Source organism: Allokutzneria albata (genome assembly GCF_900103775.1).
Lineage (GTDB): Bacteria > Actinomycetota > Actinomycetes > Mycobacteriales > Pseudonocardiaceae > Allokutzneria > Allokutzneria albata.
Window position 1 is genome coordinate 7,648,908 of record NZ_LT629701.1, and the last position, 16,903, is coordinate 7,665,810.

General features: G+C 67.4%; 25 protein-coding genes and 1 tRNA gene. 6 read left to right on the forward strand and 20 right to left on the reverse strand.

What is annotated here, in order from left to right:
* Nucleotides 1-113: 113 nt before the first annotated feature.
* Nucleotides 114-1,034, reverse strand: a complete 921-nt coding sequence (locus tag BLT28_RS35010; RefSeq protein WP_030426364.1) for a sigma-70 family RNA polymerase sigma factor — start codon at nt 1,032-1,034, stop codon at nt 114-116.
* Nucleotides 1,035-1,077: 43 nt separating this feature from the next.
* Between BLT28_RS35010 and dnaG the strand changes: the two genes are divergently transcribed.
* The 3 genes from dnaG (at nt 1,078) to BLT28_RS35025 (ending at nt 4,377) form a co-directional block, all read left to right on the forward strand.
* A complete protein-coding gene (dnaG, locus tag BLT28_RS35015) occupies nt 1,078-2,991 on the forward strand; it encodes a DNA primase (protein ID WP_030426363.1) in 1,914 nt (637 codons plus the stop codon).
* Nucleotides 2,988-3,539: a hypothetical protein gene (locus BLT28_RS35020; protein ID WP_030426362.1), complete on the forward strand. Its 552-nt coding sequence runs from the start codon at nt 2,988-2,990 to the stop codon at nt 3,537-3,539. Before dnaG ends, BLT28_RS35020 begins: the two co-directional genes overlap by 4 nt.
* A 73-nt stretch (nt 3,540-3,612) precedes the next feature.
* Nucleotides 3,613-4,377 (forward strand): trans-aconitate 2-methyltransferase, encoded by a 765-nt coding sequence (locus tag BLT28_RS35025; RefSeq protein ID WP_030426361.1) that lies wholly within the window; start codon nt 3,613-3,615, stop codon nt 4,375-4,377.
* Here the strand turns inward: BLT28_RS35025 and BLT28_RS35030 are convergent.
* Nucleotides 4,374-4,598 carry a hypothetical protein gene (locus BLT28_RS35030; protein ID WP_030426360.1) on the reverse strand — a complete coding sequence of 75 codons (225 nt, stop codon included), beginning with the start codon at nt 4,596-4,598 and terminating at the stop codon, nt 4,374-4,376. The two genes, BLT28_RS35025 and BLT28_RS35030, sit on opposite strands and share 4 nt — an antisense overlap.
* Before the next feature lie 132 nt (nt 4,599-4,730).
* Between BLT28_RS35030 and BLT28_RS35035 the strand changes: the two genes are divergently transcribed.
* A tRNA-Asn gene (locus BLT28_RS35035) sits at nt 4,731-4,803 on the forward strand.
* A 37-nt stretch (nt 4,804-4,840) separates the two neighbouring features.
* Here BLT28_RS35035 and BLT28_RS35040 read toward each other — a convergent pair.
* From BLT28_RS35040 to BLT28_RS35095, 13 genes are all read right to left on the reverse strand, one after another.
* Complete coding sequence (locus BLT28_RS35040) at nt 4,841-6,073, reverse strand: site-specific integrase (RefSeq protein WP_197683922.1); 1,233 nt, start codon at nt 6,071-6,073, stop codon at nt 4,841-4,843.
* Nucleotides 6,040-6,219, reverse strand: a complete 180-nt coding sequence (locus BLT28_RS35045) for a helix-turn-helix transcriptional regulator (protein WP_043810044.1) — start codon at nt 6,217-6,219, stop codon at nt 6,040-6,042. Before BLT28_RS35045 ends, BLT28_RS35040 begins: the two co-directional genes overlap by 34 nt.
* The gene (locus BLT28_RS35050) at nt 6,212-7,582 is read right to left on the reverse strand and encodes a replication initiator (protein WP_043810043.1); all 1,371 of its coding nucleotides are present in this window, start codon (nt 7,580-7,582) and stop codon (nt 6,212-6,214) included. Before BLT28_RS35050 ends, BLT28_RS35045 begins: the two co-directional genes overlap by 8 nt.
* Before the next feature lie 88 nt (nt 7,583-7,670).
* Nucleotides 7,671-8,456 carry a hypothetical protein gene (locus tag BLT28_RS35055; protein ID WP_030426356.1) on the reverse strand — a complete coding sequence of 262 codons (786 nt, stop codon included), beginning with the start codon at nt 8,454-8,456 and terminating at the stop codon, nt 7,671-7,673.
* A gap of 21 nt (nt 8,457-8,477) precedes the next feature.
* Entirely contained in the window at nt 8,478-8,660 is a 183-nt protein-coding gene (locus BLT28_RS35060) for a hypothetical protein (protein WP_030426355.1), read from the reverse strand.
* Nucleotides 8,661-8,909, reverse strand: a complete 249-nt coding sequence (locus tag BLT28_RS35065) for a WhiB family transcriptional regulator (RefSeq protein WP_030426354.1) — start codon at nt 8,907-8,909, stop codon at nt 8,661-8,663. It abuts the gene before it with no gap.
* Complete coding sequence (locus BLT28_RS35070; protein ID WP_030426353.1) at nt 8,906-9,319, reverse strand: hypothetical protein; 414 nt, start codon at nt 9,317-9,319, stop codon at nt 8,906-8,908. The genes BLT28_RS35065 and BLT28_RS35070 overlap by 4 nt, the downstream gene beginning before the upstream one ends.
* Nucleotides 9,320-9,441: 122 nt before the next feature.
* Nucleotides 9,442-10,809, reverse strand: coding sequence for an FtsK/SpoIIIE domain-containing protein (locus BLT28_RS35075; protein ID WP_030426352.1), 1,368 nt, complete (start codon nt 10,807-10,809; stop codon nt 9,442-9,444).
* Between the two features lie 17 nt (nt 10,810-10,826).
* Nucleotides 10,827-10,988, reverse strand: coding sequence for a hypothetical protein (locus BLT28_RS40635; protein ID WP_156050344.1), 162 nt, complete (start codon nt 10,986-10,988; stop codon nt 10,827-10,829).
* A 97-nt stretch (nt 10,989-11,085) separates the two neighbouring features.
* A complete protein-coding gene (locus BLT28_RS35080) occupies nt 11,086-11,268 on the reverse strand; it encodes a hypothetical protein (RefSeq protein ID WP_030426351.1) in 183 nt (60 codons plus the stop codon).
* A gap of 2 nt (nt 11,269-11,270) precedes the next feature.
* Nucleotides 11,271-11,537: a hypothetical protein gene (locus tag BLT28_RS35085; protein WP_030426350.1), complete on the reverse strand. Its 267-nt coding sequence runs from the start codon at nt 11,535-11,537 to the stop codon at nt 11,271-11,273.
* Nucleotides 11,538-11,610: 73 nt separating this feature from the next.
* The gene (locus BLT28_RS35090; protein ID WP_030426349.1) at nt 11,611-11,994 is read right to left on the reverse strand and encodes a hypothetical protein; all 384 of its coding nucleotides are present in this window, start codon (nt 11,992-11,994) and stop codon (nt 11,611-11,613) included.
* A 266-nt stretch (nt 11,995-12,260) separates the two neighbouring features.
* Nucleotides 12,261-12,644 carry a hypothetical protein gene (locus BLT28_RS35095; RefSeq protein WP_030426348.1) on the reverse strand — a complete coding sequence of 128 codons (384 nt, stop codon included), beginning with the start codon at nt 12,642-12,644 and terminating at the stop codon, nt 12,261-12,263.
* A gap of 133 nt (nt 12,645-12,777) precedes the next feature.
* On the opposite strand from BLT28_RS35095, the gene BLT28_RS35100 reads away from it, so the two are divergent.
* The gene (locus tag BLT28_RS35100) at nt 12,778-13,131 is read left to right on the forward strand and encodes a GntR family transcriptional regulator (RefSeq protein ID WP_063766497.1); all 354 of its coding nucleotides are present in this window, start codon (nt 12,778-12,780) and stop codon (nt 13,129-13,131) included.
* Between the two features lie 312 nt (nt 13,132-13,443).
* Here the strand turns inward: BLT28_RS35100 and BLT28_RS35105 are convergent, their stop codons facing one another.
* From BLT28_RS35105 to BLT28_RS35125, 5 genes are all read right to left on the reverse strand, one after another.
* Complete coding sequence (locus BLT28_RS35105; protein ID WP_030426346.1) at nt 13,444-13,740, reverse strand: AMED_5909 family protein; 297 nt, start codon at nt 13,738-13,740, stop codon at nt 13,444-13,446.
* A complete protein-coding gene (locus BLT28_RS35110) occupies nt 13,737-13,943 on the reverse strand; it encodes a hypothetical protein (protein ID WP_231950527.1) in 207 nt (68 codons plus the stop codon). The genes BLT28_RS35105 and BLT28_RS35110 overlap by 4 nt, the downstream gene beginning before the upstream one ends.
* A gap of 53 nt (nt 13,944-13,996) precedes the next feature.
* Nucleotides 13,997-14,254 (reverse strand): hypothetical protein, encoded by a 258-nt coding sequence (locus BLT28_RS35115; RefSeq protein ID WP_030426344.1) that lies wholly within the window; start codon nt 14,252-14,254, stop codon nt 13,997-13,999.
* A gap of 113 nt (nt 14,255-14,367) precedes the next feature.
* Nucleotides 14,368-14,928, reverse strand: coding sequence for a flavoprotein (locus tag BLT28_RS35120; protein ID WP_081899904.1), 561 nt, complete (start codon nt 14,926-14,928; stop codon nt 14,368-14,370).
* A gap of 2 nt (nt 14,929-14,930) precedes the next feature.
* Complete coding sequence (locus BLT28_RS35125) at nt 14,931-16,169, reverse strand: helix-turn-helix domain-containing protein (RefSeq protein WP_030426343.1); 1,239 nt, start codon at nt 16,167-16,169, stop codon at nt 14,931-14,933.
* A gap of 62 nt (nt 16,170-16,231) precedes the next feature.
* Between BLT28_RS35125 and BLT28_RS35130 the strand changes: the two genes are divergently transcribed.
* Nucleotides 16,232-16,903 (forward strand): YdcF family protein, encoded by a 672-nt coding sequence (locus BLT28_RS35130; protein ID WP_030426342.1) that lies wholly within the window; start codon nt 16,232-16,234, stop codon nt 16,901-16,903.

The window sequence follows — 16,903 nt, forward strand, 5'->3', positions numbered from 1 at the left end:
CATAGATCTATTTACCTATGACCATAGGATAAGTCAGGGGGGTCCGGTCAAGTCGGGCCCCTGAACAGCAGAAACCGCCCAGGAGTCGGTCCTGGGCGGTCGTCTGAGGAGTGCTAGAACTCGACGGTGGTCAGCTTGTCCGGGTTGACCACGTCGTACAGCGCGGCGATCTTGCCGTCGCGCACCACGAACGCGGTCACCCTGCGGTCGAGCGGCCGGAACCCGTTCGAGCCGTCCGTGCCCGCGAACAGCATGCCGAGATCGCCGTTGATCAGGACGAAACGCATGCTCTCGACGGGAGCCAGCTCGCCGTACATGCGCATGAGGCCGATGGCGAAGCGCGAGATCTTGTCCGCGCCGACCATGCGCTGCGCCGCCGTGCGCACCTTGCCGCCGCCGTCGCCGATCAGCACCGCGTCCGGGTGCAGCACCTGTGCGATCGCCGCGGGGTCGCCGGTGGCCATGGCGGCCACGAAGCTCTCCAGCACGCGACGCTGCTCGGCGAGGTCGACCCGGGGTGGCGCGTCGGCCTGGGCGACAGCCTTGCGACCGCGCGAAGCGTGCTGCCGCGCCGCGGCGACCGAACAGCCCAACATGTCCGCGATCTCCGTGAACGGCACGCTGAACGCGTCGTGCAACACGAAGGCCACGCGCTGCTCCGGGGACAACTCGTGCAGCAACACGAGCGCGGCCATGCGCACGCCGTCGTCCTGCACCACGACATCGAGCGGGTTCGCCTGCTCCGGGATGCCGAGCGGGCGCACGACCGGCTCCGGCAGCCACTGGCCGACATAGCGCTCGCGGCGCGCCGCCGCGGACTTCAACCGGTCGAGGCAGATCCGGCCGACCACGGTCGTCAGCCAGCCGCGCAGTTCGCGGATCTCCGTGGTGTCCACCGCGGCCAGCCGGAACCACGCTTCCTGAACCGCGTCCTCGGAGTCCGTGAGCGATCCGGTGATCCGGTAGGCGACGCCGAGCAGATGGGCCCTGTGCTCGGTGAACCGTTCGGCGAGCGCATCGTCCGTTGAAGTCACACGCCCGATTGTGGCCCAGACACAGGCCCTACACTCCATACACGTGGCAGGCAGGATCCGGGAAAGCGACATCGCGCAGGTACGGGACCGCAACCGGATCGACGACGTCATCGGCGAGTACGTGGCGCTGCGACGCACCGGTGGAGCGGTCAAAGGGCTGTGCCCGTTCCACGACGAGAAGACACCGTCGTTCAACGTGCGGCCGAGTCACGGCACGTTCCACTGCTTCGGTTGCGGGGTCGGCGGCGACGTCATCAGCTTCATCCAGCAGTACGAGCACCTGAGCTTCACCGAGGCGGTCGAACGCCTCGCCGCGCGCGTGGGCATCCAGATCGTCTACACCGGCGGTGGCTCGGGCAGCGTCCAGCGGGACCGCGGCACGAACTCGCGGATGCTGGAGGCGCACAAGATCGCCCATCAGTTCTACGTGGAGCTGCTGTCCACGCCGGAGGCGCAGGCCGCGCGGGACTTCCTCAGCGAGCGCGGGTTCGACGCCGACGCCGCGGCGAGCTTCGGCTGCGGTTACGCGCCCGCGGGCTGGGACAAGCTCACCAAGCACCTGCTGGGCCGCGGGTTCGAGCTGACCGAGCTGTACAAGGCCGGGCTGTCCAAGGAAGGCCGCCAGGGCCCGATCGACCGCTTCCACAAGCGCCTGCTGTGGCCGCTCAAGGAGCTCGCGGGCGACGTCGTCGGCTTCGGCGCGCGGCGGCTCTACGAGGACGACCCGATCCAGGCCAAGTACGTCAACACGGCCGAGTCGCCGATCTTCAAGAAGTCCAAGGTGCTCTTCGGCATCGACCTGGCCAAGCGCGAGATCGCCCGCCGCCACCAGGCCGTCGTCGTCGAGGGCTACACCGACGTGATGGCCATGCACCTGTCCGGCGTGCCCACCGCGGTGGCCTCCTGCGGCACCGCGTTCGGCTCCGACCACATCTCGGTGCTGCGCAGGCTGATGCTCGACGACGCCGAGTTCCGCGGCGAGGTGATCTTCACCTTCGACGGCGACGAGGCGGGCCAGAAGGCCGCGATGAAGGCGTTCGAGGACGACCAGAAGTTCGCGTCCAAGACCTACATCGCCATCGCCCCCGAGGGCATGGACCCCTGTGAGCTGCGCCAGGCCAAGGGGGACACGGCCGTGCGCGACCTCGTCGCCCGGCGGCAGCCGCTGTTCGAGTTCGCCATCCGCCGCATGCTCGCCGACCACGACCTCGACCGGGCGGAAGGCCGGGTGGAGGCGCTGCGCCGCACCGTCCCGCTGATCGCCCAGATCAAGGACTCCGCGCTGCGGGACGAGTACGCCAGGCAGCTCTCCGGCTGGCTCGGCTGGGAGGACACGGCGGAGGTGCTGCGCCGCGTGCGCGTGGCCGCCGGCCAGAACCCGGACGCGCGCGGCGGGCGGCAGCGCAAGCCGCAGCCGGTCGACCCGGACCAGGGCGCGCTCGCGGTGGAGATCCCCAGCGGCCCGGAACGCCCCGACCCGAGGGACCCGCACCTGAACCTGCAGCGCGAGGCGATCAAGGCCGCGCTCCAGCTCCCGGGCCTCGCCGGTCCGGTCTACGACTCGCTCTCCGACGAGGCGTTCACCCACCCCGCCTACCTCGCGCTGCACCAGGCGATCCTGGCCGCGGGCGGCACCGCGTGCGGCCTGACGGGCGCGGCGCTGAGCAGCTCGGTCGCCGAGCACTGCCCGCAGACGCTGCGATCGATGGTCACCGAACTGTGCGTCGAACCGCTGCGCGTCGGGCGGAAGCAGGACGACCCGAGCAGCTACATCAACGGCCTGCTCTCCGACCTCCAGGCGAACCTGGTCGGCAGGCAGATCGCGGAGATCAAGTCCCGGCTGCAGCGCATCTCGCCGGTGACCGACCGCGAGGAGTACCACGCGTTGTTCGGGGATCTGGTAGCTCTGGAGGAGTACCACAAGGGCCTGCGCACTCAGGGGATGGCATCACGGTGAGCGGATGGTGGCGGCGGGCCGTCGAGCGGCTGACCGGGGGCGCGAAGCTGCCCGAGGGCTTCACCGAGACCCTGGCCGCCGAGGAGAACGTCGTCGCGATCGCGGACGTGCGCGGCGGTGGTCACCTCGTGGCGTCCTCGCACGGCCTGTGGCTGCCCGAGGGCGACGGCGCGCACCGGCGCGTCGGCTGGCACCTGATCAGCAAGGCGGGCTGGGCCAACGGCTCGCTCACCGTCACCGAGGCCGATGAGACCGGGACCGCGGGCGAGGCCGTGCTGCTGACCGACCGCGCTCCGCGGCGCTACGTGCTCAGCGAGGCGGGCAAGCTGCCCGAGGCCGTGCACAAGCGGGTCACCGGCTCGATCAAGTCCACCCATCGGAGGGACCTGCCCGGCGGCGGCGCGTGGTTCGTCCAGCGCAAGATCCCCGGCCGGGACGGCTTCGTCCTCCAGGTGCGCGCCGATCCCGGCACCGACATGACCCTCGTGGAGCCGATCGCCGTCGAGGTCGCCGAGCGGCTGCGCCAGGCGCGTTCCGCCGGGAACTGACCCCCGGCGGGGCCCTTCCCACGATCACCTCTTCGCTATAAAGTACGTACGTACGGTTTTTATGGAGGTGTGCATGTGGGATCCCGCCCAGTACCTGGCCTTCTCCGACCACCGCGCTCGCCCGTTCCACGAGCTGGTGGCCCGGATCGGCGCGTTCGAGCCGAGAGCGGTCGTCGATCTGGGCTGTGGTCCCGGCAACCTGACCGCGGTCCTCGCCGACCGCTGGCCGCGCGCCCGGCTGGAGGCCCTGGACTCCTCGGCCGAGATGGTCGAGGAGGCCCGCCGCCGCGGCATCCCCGCCGAGGTGATGGACGTGGCCGGCTGGCGTCCCAAGCCCGACACCGACGTGGTGGTCTGCAACGCCGTTCTGCAGTGGGTGCCAGGCCACGCCGACCTGCTGCGCGCCTGGCTGGACGAGCTGCCGTCCGGCGCGTGGTTCGCCTGGCAGGTGCCCGGCAACTTCGACGCGCCGTCCCACGTCATCCTGCGCGAGCTGGCCACCACGCCGCGCTGGAACGACTCCCTCGGCTCCGCGCTGCGCGACGAGCAGCCCGTCCACACCGCGCACGAGTACGCGTGCCTGCTCGCCGAGGCGGGCTGGCACGCGGACGTGTGGGAGACGACCTACCAGCAGCGGCTCTCCGGTGACGACCCCGTGCTCGACTGGGTCGTCGGCACCGCGCTCCGCCCGGTTCGCGCGGCCCTGTCCGACGGCGACTGGGCCGCGTTCCTGACCGAGCTGGCACCGCGCCTGCGCGCCGCCTACCCGCAGAGCGCCGACGGCAGCACCTGGTTCCCGTTCCGCCGGATCTTCGCCGTCGGCCAGAAACCCGCCTAGCGCGCGAGCACCGGATCCCGCTTCTCGAAGGGCGCCGTGTGGTTGTTCTTGCGATGCCCGGTCTTCTCCGAGACCTTCGCCCGCAGGAACCCCGCGGCGCCCTGGACGGCGGGATGGTCCAGCACCCGGTGGTAGGCCCGGTTGATCTGCTCGTACCGCTCCCGGCCCGCCCGCGCCCCGAGCACGTAGCCGACCGCCGCACCGAGCACCAACGCCTTCATCATCGCTACCTCCACCTTTGACCTGCGGAAACGCGTCCAGTGAGCGGGTACCCGGGGGTGGTGAAAACCAGTCGTCGGGATGCGCTAGAGTTACTACCTGTCAGGCCGAGGCCGGACAACAACAGAAAACGATCCTCCGTAGCTCAATTGGCAGAGCATGCGACTGTTAATCGCAGGGTTACTGGTTCGAGTCCAGTCGGAGGAGCTCCCACCCCAGGTCAGCGGCCTGGGGTGTTGTCGTTTCAGGGGCTCTGCCCCAACTTTTCCCCCACTTTTGAGCTGGACTGCTTTTCGGGGGCGACGGCCTCAAGCAGCGCTGCCGCACCCGTCTTCGCGACCTTGCGACCGAAGTAGCGATCTTGGGTCATGGACACCTTGGCATGGCCGAGCTGGTCCGCCGCAGCGCGAGCGGTCAGGCCGCCGTGGTCCATCAGCGTGGCCACCGTCTTGCGATAGACGTGTGAGGTCACCCACTCAAAGCCCGCGTCAGCGAACACCACGCGCAAGTCCGCCTGAGTGTTCGACGGGTCGCGCAGACCGCCAGCGGGAGCCGTGAACACCACGTTCCACTCATTCGAGGGAACCCGATCGCGCCGCGCCTTGAGCATCTGTACCGCCCAGGTCGGCAACTCCAGCGTCCTGAAACCGCTCTTGGATTTCGTCTTCGGCTTGAGCACCAGGCCCACGCCTTTGACCCGCACCACCGTGGCGCGAACCTCAAGGGTCCCGGCGTCCAGATCGAGCGCGTCCCACGTGATCGCGGCTGCTTCACCGATGCGCAGCCCGGAGGCCAGCATCATGTCCGTGAAGTCCGGCAGGTCCCATCCGCGCGCCTTCTCGTGGGCGTGGATCTTGGCTCGCAGCAAGATCGCTTCGTCCAAGGTCAACGCTCGTGCAGACTCGCCCTCGCTTTCCACGGTGTCGATCTCGCGCACCGGGTTGCGGTCCAAGGCGTCATGCCGGACCGCGAGCCCGAACATGCCGCTGAGCACCGTCCGCGTGGTCTTGGCACCCGAAGCGCCGTAGTGCTGAGCGACGTCGGCAACCAACGCGTCCAGACGCGAGACGAGCGCTTCCCGGATGGCCAAGCGCCCGATGCCGTCCTTGATGTGTCGCTCGAAGCGGTAGCGGTACTGGTCGCCCGTGGTGGGGGAGAGCTTGCCGTTCCTGACCGCCTTGTCGATCTTGGCCAGGTACGCCTCACCCAACACGGCGATCTTCGTGTCTGCGGTGATCTCGTTGTCCGCCGAGACCCGCCGACGCTCCGCCAGTGCGGTCTTGAGGTTCATCTCCGCCGCCGTCTTCGACGTTCCCCAACGCTCGACCTGGCGGACAACACCGTCGTGATCCCGAACCTTGGTTCGAGCACGGAAGCGACGTTCGCCCACCTTGTAGACCGTGATCTTGCCGTGCATGCCGATCGGCAGCGGTGGGCGAGCCATCACGCCACCTGCTTCGGCAGCGAGTTCAGCCACTCCAGCACCTCAGCGGGCTGGTAACGCACGTGCTTTCCGATCCGCACACCAGGCGGGCCGTAGCGCTTGGTGCGCCACTTGTAGATCGTCTCAATCGAGACCTTCAGGTAGTCGGCCAGCTCTTGCGGGCCCCACAGCTCAGGCATGGTCGTTCTCCTTCCTGGCGGCCCGCTCGGAGTCCCGCCTTTCCTTGTCGTGCTTGGCTTTGCGGTGTTCGCGGATTCGTTCTGCGATTCCTGCGGCGAGTTCGCGCTCTGCTTCGTCGGCGTAGCCCACGGCGAGGAATTGCCAGTGGTTGATCACGGTCACGTCGTCTTCGGTGACGCCGAGGCGGTCGAGGGCTTCGGAGCGCCGGTAGTCGGCTTGGGTCCCGCGAATGGCTTTGAAGGTGGTGGAGTAGCGGCGGGATTTGGTGAGGAAGTGGCCTCGGAAGCCGAGCATGTGTGCCCAGCGGCGGAGGTTGAGCCCGTCGTAGAGGGGGTTTCCGCCGAGGTCCCAGGCGGTTTGGATCATGCGCCTGTGGTGGGCGGTGATGCCGCTGAGGTGGTCGATGTCGAGTTGGGACCGCAACGGCCGGTCGCCGCCTTGGGTGGTGCCGGTGGACTTGGTGGCGTACTTGGCGACGTAGGAGGCAAGGCGAGCGTCGCTGATCTCCCCGTCTCCGTCCTCGACCTCGGAGGCGTTGCCGGGGCGGATGGCGCGGATGTCGATTTGCTTGCCCCACACCAGGTCTAGGACTTCACCGCCGGGGCGGCAGGTCATGACGGTGACCGAGCGTGCGGCGGTCGCGATCACCTCGGTCAGCAAGTCCGGGGTAGCCCATGCCGGGGTGGGGTCGGCGGGGCCGTCGGGGCCGTCCACGCGGATGACGGCGTGGAAGTGGACCAGGCCGCGCCGCTGGTACTCCGCGACCTTGGCGTAGGACAGTCGCGCGTGCTGCGTGAACTGCGAGACGGGGAATCCGGCGGCCTGAGCCAGCTTGCGTTTCAAGGTGATGGTGAAGCGGTGCCAGAGCTTCCCGGCGTTGGCCTGCCACAGGATCGCGCCTTCGTAGTCGTAGGCGTCGAGGTTCACGGCGGTGCCCAAGCGCGAGTCGTCGGGGCGGTGGAAGCCGCCGCAGGGGCACCGGCCGCCATTGCGGTGCACCGGGCCGAAGGACGGCGCGGTGAGCGTGAGGAACATGCGTGGCTTGGACGCGACCGACGCGGGGATGTTCTTCGCGGCGTCTCCGGCGAGTCCTGCCCGCAGGAGGTGGAAGGCGTCAGCGGCGTAGCGGTCGGCGCAGGAGGGGCAGACCGCAGCGCGGCGAGTGCCGCAGGGGGCGAAGATCCTCCCCGAGCGCTGGGCGAGCACGTCACCGGTGGTCTTGTGGGTGACGCTCCACTGTCCGGCGAGGTGGATCGGGTGGGAGCAGCCACCGGCGCCGATGACGTTCTCGCGCCAGCGGGCGAAGTCGGGGGCCTGGACGCGGGCGGTGAGCTGGGCGTCAAGGTCGGGGGCGAGCTGCACGGCGGTGGCTCCTCTCAAGTTGTTGGCAGGCAAGGAAAGCGGGACGCGACCGGTGGTGAACGGTCGCGTCCCGTCGAGCGAATCGAGATCAGGCGAACGTGGGTTCGCTGGTGAGCTGGGTAACGATCCGGGCTGCGAAGCTGTCCGGGACCTTCACCGCGGCTTGGACGTCAGCCGGGGTGATCGCGCGGCCTTGTGCGGCGGCTTCGGCGGCTTTGGCGCTGATCGCGGCGGCCATCTGAGGGGGCAGCTTCAGCGCGGCCAGTGCGTCCGAGGGAATCGCACGACGAGCAGCCGGGGCCGGGGCGAGGTCGGCGACGCGGTCTTTCGCTTCGGTGCACGTCTGCTGGATCACCGGCATCACTTGGGCGATCAGGTAGACGATGATCGGGATGACGATGTGGACGAACACCGTCCCGGTGCTCACGGTGGTGCCTTCGCGGGGGCTGAGGGTGGGGTAGACGTTCATGAACAGCGTCGCCCCGAGCAACACTCGCTTGAGCCACGTCACCGAGCTTTCGGTGATCGACACCGAGCGGGACAGGATCTCGGCTTCCCACCGGAGAACGGTGATGAGGATGCCCGCCAACGCGGGTTCGACGAGCCACGCGCCCCACCACATCGGGTCGGTGATCCCCCGGTCTCCGGCAAGGAACTCGTGTACGCCCGTGGTGGTGAATCCCAGGCCGCAGGCCAAGAAGAACCACATGCACCGGGTGATCGAGGTCCGAAACCGGTCGATCTTGACCGCGTTCAGGCGGGGATCGGTGGCGAGAGCGTGTAGCCGGTGGGACTCAGCGAGTTCGTTCACCAGCTTGCGGACCCGCCGAGTCTCACCAGCGGTGTCGTCGGTGGCGTCTTTGTTGCGCTGCAAGGGATTCACCTCCTCTCCGGCTTAGGAACGCAGCGCCTTGACGATCGAGCGCAGCGCGGCGCAGACCATGACAGCGGCGATGATCGCGGCGGTCGCGCCGAAGACGAAGAAGATGACGACCAGGGCCAGGGCGAGCCCGGTTCCGCCGGTCAGCAGGCGGCCGAGGCCCTTCCAGGTCACGGGGATGAGTAGCAGCGGCCTCACCTAGGCCACCTCCTTACGCGGGTAGTGGATGCGGTTGCGTTCCGGCCCGGACAGCCCTCCGAAGACCCCCACGGTGTAGTAGCGGCGGGACGCGGACTCCGCTTCCCAGGCGAGCTGATCGGTACGGCAGGCGGCCAGCACGGGGCACGTGGAGCACACGGCCTTGGCCTCGTCGGTGCGGGCGTTGTCGAAGAACAGTTCGGAGCCCAGATCGCGACATGCGGCGGTGTCCCGCCATTCGCGGTTCATGCCGCAGCCGCCTTCACAACGGCGCGAGCGGCCCGAGCTACGTGCATGAGTTCGTGGTACTGGACCGACTCGGGCTCGGAGACCGGGAAGCGGTAGGTGCCTGCGACCACCACGATTCCGGCCCGGATTCGGCCGGCCAGTTCGGGGAGCTGCCCGCAGGCGGCCAGGTTGACACGGATGCCCGCGTGGGTGCGGCCGGTTCCGACGATGTGCAAGACGTCCCGCTGGCACGACCAAGTCAGGGACAAGCCCTCCAGGGTCGCGGCCCACAGCAGCAGCGCGGCCAGTCGGTCCGGGGAAGCCCCGTCGACGAAGGTGAGCGACAGCGACCGTGACCGAGTGCTGATGGTGAGGTGGTCCGGGCGGGGCAGGTCGCGGGAGCGGATGTGCGAGCGGAGTCCGCGTAGCAAACGATCTAGGCTGCGAGATCGAATGTTGTTGGTGGGCATGGGAAAACCTCCCGTGCTTGGGGTGAGGGAACGAGAAGGGGAGCGGGGCCATGGGGAGGCTGGCCCCGCTCCGAGGAGGGGTGTCAGGCCACAATCCGCAAGGTTTGACCGGTGCGCATGTAGTCCATGAATTCCGCGCAGTCCGCATCCGAGGTGTAGGCCGCGCGGACACGCTCCGGGGTGCGAGAGCGCTTCTCGACGCGGTAACCGATACCGGCCGTCTCCGGAAGATCGGGGATCTCGTCGGCGATCGCGCCACGTGCCCGCATGTCCGCGCCCAACACCATGTCCGCGTGAGACGGGGACGTGGTGCGGAGACAGATACGGCGGGGGAACAGGTCCCGCACCTCTACGACGTCCTTGGACGGCTCCTGCACGTAGGCATCGATGACGTGCCCGGTGGTGCGGCCCATCGACAGCGCCCGCGCGAGCATGCCCGTGATTTCCCGGGCGTACTCGGGGTTGTAGGCGACCATCGACCCGAGTTCGTCGAAGAGCAGGAAGTTCAGCGGGAACTCTTCGCTGACCTTCACCGAGCGGAGCCCGGCGCGCTGCATCCGCCGCTGCTGTTCCTCCATGTCCGCGACGAAGCGGGACAGCAGCTCGAAGGCCGCTTCGGGCGTGTTGGCGTAGCGGCCCGGACCCGTGATCTGTTGCAGCGTCACGAACTCCAGGTACTTCGGGTCGCAGACCCACAACTTGACCAGGCCCGCACGGATCAGCGGGGCCATGGACCGCAGCTTGGCCCAGGCCAACGAGTTCTTGCCCGACCCGGTCGCGCCAGCGGTCAGGCAGTGTCCGCCGATGATCGGCTCACACCAGTCGTCGCCGTATTCGTTCTCGCCGACGTAGACCGCGCTCAGGTCCACGTCTTCCACGCGGGAGGGCATCTCCGGGGCGGGGATGACGTAGGTGAACGGCTCGTTCCGCTGGACGATCAGCGTGATCCGGCCGGGCCTCGTGTGCTGTACAGCGATCCGCTGAACTCCGAGCGCGTGTGCCATTGCCGATGCCTTGGCCTCGAAGTCCTCCGGGATCTGGCCCCTGGCCAGCCTGACGGCGATCAGGTCGATTGAGGGGGAGTAGGCCCGGACCCGCAGCACCCGGGGGTAGTGGGTGGCCCCGGTGCGGCGGTGTTCGGTGTAGAGGGCGCAGGAGTCCATCAGCCGTTCCCACCGAGGCCCGACGTACTCAAACCACCGGCGGCGAGCGGCCCGCAGGATCGGAGCCGCGTAGGCGTCGAAGCTGCCGGGGTGCGCCCGGTACCAGGCCAGGGAGCCCAGGGCGAGACCACCCGCGACGTAGCCAGCCGGGGTCAGCCCGAACTCAGAGATGCTGGCCGCGACGGTTGCAGGGGCGGCGAGGAAGCCGGGGTGCCGGGCGGCCCACAGCGCGGCCTTGAACTCTCGTCCCATGGTGCGAGTGGTGCGGTCGGTCTTCTTGCTAGCCATGTGCTTCACCTGGCCTTTCAGTTGCTCGTAGCGGCAGCGCCCAGCAAGGCGGCGCCGAGGAGGAACACCGCGACCGCGACCGTGATCACGGCGTTGGCGGCGGGGGAGATCGCGGAGAGAACTCCGAGGAAGAACACGACCGCCAGGACGCCCCTGACGGTCCGGTACTCGCTGCCCATCGGGCGTCCTTTCGCTTGTGCAGCAAGGGAAACGACAAGCGGCCGACCACACGGGAGGGGTCCCAGTGGTCGGCCGCTGCCGGTCGTGCAGGAGGTGTCAGGAGCGCAAGCGCTTCTGCGCGTAGCGCATCTCCACACTCAGCTCCGCCGCGAGTCGGGCGAAGTCGTCGTGCAGCTTCTTGAAGCCCTCACGCCGGACGGGAATCGCCTTGATCCGCGTCTTAAGGTTGCGCATCCCGATATCGAGATCGGTCAACGCGCGCTCAACCGGGTTGGCCATGTTCAGACCCTCCAATCCCGAGAAACCAGTTCCTTCTCGTACTTTTTCGCCTGCTCGGTCAACAGCTCCAACTGGTTCCGGAGCTTCTTGACAATCGCCTTCAGCTCGTCCGGGCGCTTCATTCGCCACCCCCGGAACCGCGCGTTCGGCCTCTCCATTCGATTGATCAGCTTGTCAATCGGAACGATGAGGTCATTCACGTGGGCTATCGCTGTGGTGAACTCCTTGTAGCGTTTCTGGGCGTGCTCGTTCACCGCCACAATCTGCATTTCACAACCTCTCTGGTTGCCTCAGTGGTTTCACTGCCGAGTGAGAACGTCGATGTTGGAGAGCGAAGCGGCGTTAGCCCGTCCGCCAGCTCTGCAGGTTGGACAGGTTCTCCCAGCGCTTGAGCTTTGACCGTGTCGAAGACGGGACAAGGACCGAGGTGGCCCGCCCCTGGACCGCGCCAGATCGCAGAAGGTGTTGTCCACCAAGGGAAAGCAACCCCGACTTCACCATCTGGTGAACCGCGGAGTCCTCCCATCGAGCCACCGGGCGCATGGTCGCCTTGTCCACCCTGCGGTAGACCCGCTGCCCCGGACCGACCAAGACGTACGGCTCCGAGCTACACGCAGCCCGCAGCACGTCCGCGATGACGTTCATGTCGTTCGTGGTCGATCGCATCGGCGGCTTGGCCGGGGTCTGCTCGTCTGGCACCTCATTGCCGAACAGGTCTTCGCTCACGGTGGCTCACCCCGACCATGCCGGTCGTCCGAGTTCGACTGCGCGAGTTTCGCCATGCGTACCTCCTTTGCCTGTTTTTGACACCAAAGCCCCCGAACAGCTGCTGTCACCATCATTCGGGAGCCAAGGAATCCGCCGGTGCGCGAAATAGCACCGGTTTTAGGTATGGTTCGACCCACTGTGTAATTCTCAAAGAACAATTGAGTGCCCTGGCCCGACTCGAACACGGACCGCCCGCCGACCGGGGCAGGGCAGGGGAGGTCGATCTACGCGGCGGAGCGAGCCGCAGAGATCACCGGCTTGAGACCGTCAGCCTTGAACCACAAGCCCGACGCGGTGATCCGCCCCTCCGGGTTGCGCATCTCGTAGGTGTTGATCACCGGGTTGACCAGCTCGACGTAGGACCCCTCTTCGAAGTCCTCACCCGGGTCACCGGGAAGGTTGACCTTGATCTCCTCCCCCTTGCCGGGCCGCTTCCCGGGCTGCGGCCTGGGCTTGGCGAACAGCACCACCATGTACTGCTCCTCGCCCTCGCGGTTCGTGACCGGAGTCAGCACGCCGCCCTCGCTCTCGCGCATCTTCACCGTGGGCGCCTCGGTGACCATCAGGCGGTAGTGACCGAGGTGAACCGGGATGTCCGTCAGAGCCATCGTGATCCTCCGTGCTAGTTCAAGCTAACTTGCTCTGTCCTGTCTCAAACTAGCACGAGCTAGCACAGTGTCACTAGTCCGTCCGGGTGGACTGACCTACTACGAGCTATCTCGCACTAGGTAGAGTTCCGACATGGAGGTAACGCGCATGCCTAGCCACCCTTACAAGGCCCTCGCGGACGACATTGCCGCCAAGGTGCAGCGCGGCGACCTCAAGGCCGGTGAACAGCTTCCGTCCATCCGCGCACTGGCCAAGGAGTACGGCATCACCACCGCGACCGTCCAAAAAGGACTGAAGCAGCTAACGGACGACGGCTACGTCACGTCGGTGCCCGGCTTGGGCATCTTTGTCAGCGAGGCGCCCGAGGAGGGCACCGAGGCTCCCGTGACCATTCAGACGGTTGTCGAGCAGCTCGACGCGCTTCAAGCGGCCATGGCGGATCTTGCCCAGCGCGTCAAGCATCTTGAGAACCGCGACGCGCGTTGAGCTCCAAGGCGTCCAGCCTCTTTGCAAGCTCGGCTACGTCGGCGCTGAGGCGCCGAAGCCTGGAGCTGATCACTAGCAGGGCTGCAGACTGATCCTGCGGTGTTGGTTCTCCCGTGTCGCGGGGTACAGTCATTTTGGTTCACTCCTAGCGGGTGGCCAACGCAGGAGCGGAAATGGTTGGTAGCCGAAGCTCCGCTTCTGCGTTTGGTGCGAACTCAATTCATTTGGACGTGTTTGTCCGCCACGTGACCCGCAGGCCCGTGTTGTCCACTGTGGACTATTCTTTTCGGTTTTTCGCTTGTACCGTCTGCGTCACCCGTCCTGCGGCGTGCGGGCTGCGGGAGGCGTCGGAGTGGGCGGGCGGTCGAATTCCTTGCCCACTTCGGCACCGATTTGTTCAACGCGCTGGCGTGCGATCGAGGCCAGCGCGGCTGCTTCGTGTTCGTGGCGATGGTCGGTCGCTGCCACGTGTTCGAAGACCTCAGCTTGCAGCCGGTACCAGTTCCTCAAGGTGCCCGGTGACCGCTTTTCGTTGGGGTAGCGGGCTAGCAGCCACGTTCGGGCATCCTCCAGGCGGTCCGGCAGTCTCGACTGCCTGACGGTGGTCATGATGTGAGACCGCCCTCCATGTCCGCGCGGTCCGCCTCGCACAGTTCCGCGAACCGTTGCGCCATCTCCGACAGCCCCCGCGCGAACACAGCCGCCAGCTCCTGGCTCCCGCGTTCGTTGTCGACCTCGACAGAGATGGTGATTCCACCCGAGATGTCCACGTACAGCGCTGGCCTACCCGCGTCGTCGGTTCCGACGCTCACGGCATCTCCGAACCTGGGCCTGATTACCGCGTCCAACGGCATAACGCTTCCCCTCACGGCTCGATCGGCCACGTCGACACAGACGAGCGGTTTCTGTCTTGTGCTTCGCACCAGTCACCGAACTCCGAGGCAGCAGCGGCAAGGCTGCGCACGAAGCGGGCCGTGTCCATCAGGCCGCCAATGCGCGCCGGGGCCTGAATCAGGATGGTGTTCCCCTCGGCGCCAGCGACGAGCTGCCGTATGCCTGGAGACGGCGACACCACTTCGGCGCTGAATCCCGCCAGCGGCTGAATCACCACATGAATGGCCATGTGCACTCCGATGTCTGGGTCTCATCCGCGCCCGGTCGGGCGTGGTAACCACAGAAAACACCGGGTGCCGGGCAACAACCCGGACAAACTGTCCGGGTACCCATCCGGGAGGGCTAGCGAGGAACCGGGACCGCCTGGTTCACCGCGTCGAGCACCGCTGACCAGGGGAGTTGCTTCCCCGGAGAACTACGCGGCTCGTGTAGCGGCCAGACGTCATCACCGTAGACCAAGTGGACCCCGGCTCGACGAAGCGCCGTCAGGTGATCGTTCCAGGCCGGGTGCCGGGCGTGCGCGGCGTTGACTCGGGGGAACACGACGACGGGCAGGTCATGGGTTCCAATCGCTTCGTTGACTTGAGTGAGCGCCTGGTTGTCGGCTAGGCCGAGCGCGAGCTTGGCGACGGTGTTCGCCGAGGCGGGCGCGACGACATAGCAGTCAACGGGCGGATGCGGGCTGCGCTCGGACGGCGATCGCGGGTCGACCCGCACCGGAAGTCCGGTCGCTCTTTCGATCTCCGCCAGCGCGCCGGTTTCGGTGAGCCATCGTCCAGCAGTCGGTGTCAGCGTGACGCCGACCGTCCAGCCCGCTTCTAGAGCCGGTCGGATCAGGCAGGGCAGTAGATCCTCAACCCCACCAGCACCCGACCCGACGACACCGAGCACGCGACCGGTCATCGCTACCTCACCGCCCGGCAGCGCTCAGCGAACGCCAGCAGCGAAGACGACTTCTTGCCGCCGGTGGCAGGGGAGCGGCGGTAGATCGACCGGATGACTTCGCGGACGACGGCGCTGTGCCGGACGATCCCGGGCGCCTTCTGTTCTGCCGTAAGGAGAATCTGTAGGGCGTCATCGTCCTTCGCGACCAGGCTGAGCGCCCGCGCGACGTCGATCATGTGGCCTACCTGTCGTTCGAGCGGAAGGTGTTCGGTGCTGGCGTGGAGCCCCGCGTCTGCAATCTGCCCAATGTCGCCGAGGTCGAGGGCGACCGACACGCGGTGCAGAGCGACGTTGGACGGACCGAAGCTGGTCGTCCAGTAGTTGGCGTCCCTACCGAGCTGTTCCGCGGCTTGCTCTGCGCGGTTCAGCAGCTCGTTCGCGGTCGACCGGTCTTGGTGTCGCGCGGCGGCCACGGCGGTACGCAGGAACAGCATCCCGTACAGGCTGAGCGCGGCGGGATCGCCGGCCTTCATGCGTGGAGCAAGCCACCGGGCAGCCGCATCACCAAGTTCCAACGCGTCCTCAAACCGCCCAACCGCAAGCAGCGCATGCGTTCCCGAGCGCGCGGCCGACGCCAACACCAACGGATCATCGGCGTCGTCGGCGGCCTGGGTCGCGCGCTCCGCAGCGATCCAGGCGAGGTCCGCCTCACCGATCTTGCTCAGCGCGGTCGCGGCCAGGTGGTGAATGCGAGCCGACACCGCCGCGCACGAGCGCTTGTACGGCGGGTCGTCGGCCGAGGCCACTTCGAGGTGCTGAGCCGTCTTGATCAGGTTCGGCAGGGACGACACCACGCGGCCGAGGTCGCCCCGCTGGTAGTCCGACCACACCGCCTCGGTCAGCGCTGCGACCGGGGCCGGGTCGATGTACTCGGGGGAGATCGAGGAGGAGAACAGCGTTCGCGACAACCGGCGGGGTGCCATCAGTGCGTCTCGGATGGCGGGTACGTCATCGTGGTTGTCGTCGTCTTCCATCAGCACCGGCTCGCCGAGCAGGTCCCCGAGGGTGACCCGAAGCGCCTTGGCAACCTCGGCGAGCACGTCCAGCCGACGAACTTCCCGCTCGCCCCGCTCGATCTTGCTCAGCCAGTCCTCAGAGCGGTTCACAAGATCCGCGAGCACCGCCTGAGACAGCCCGGGCCGCCGTCGGTAGAAGGCAATACGCTCCCCGACGCTGAGCTGATCGCCACCACCACGCACCTGACCAGGCTAGCAACGCCGACCGTCAACCACCGCCGAACTGTGTCGGCAAGATGTGGCGCATGAGTCAGCAAGACAAGCGGTTGTCAGCCGAGGTGCTGGCCGACGTCCAGGTGTTGTGGGACTACAACCACATGGGCCACGAGCTGCGACCGTGCGATGTGGGGGTCGGCCTCGGTAGCCATGATCTCGGCGTCGCCACCCGAGCTGCGGAGCTGTTCCACTCCGGCTACTTCCCGTTGCTGGTCTTCAGTGGGGCGAACGCTCCGACCACGATCGACCGCTTCCCACGCGGGGAAGCCGTGCACTACCGCGAGCACGCTCTGTCTCTTGGCGTGCCCAATGACGCGGTGTTGGTGGAGCCCGAGGCCAAGCACACCGGCGCGAACATCGAGCTGTCCCGTGCCCTGTTGGAGTCGCGCGGTATTCCGGTGCGGTCGGTCATGCTGGTCTCGCGCCCGTACCAACAGCGTCGCGCGTACGCCGCCTGCCGGAAGGTCTGGCCCGAGGTCGAGGTGATCTGCGCTTCGCAGGATGTCGGCTTGGTGGACTACCTGGCCGGGATCGGCGACGACGCCCGGGTCATCAACACCATCGTCGCCGACACCCAGCGTATCAAGGTCTACGGCGACCAGGGCCACGCGATCCCGCAGGAGATGCCCGCCGAGGTCTGGGCCGCCTACGAGCGCCTGGTCCAGGCCGGATACGACAAGCGCGTCATCCCCAACGCCTAA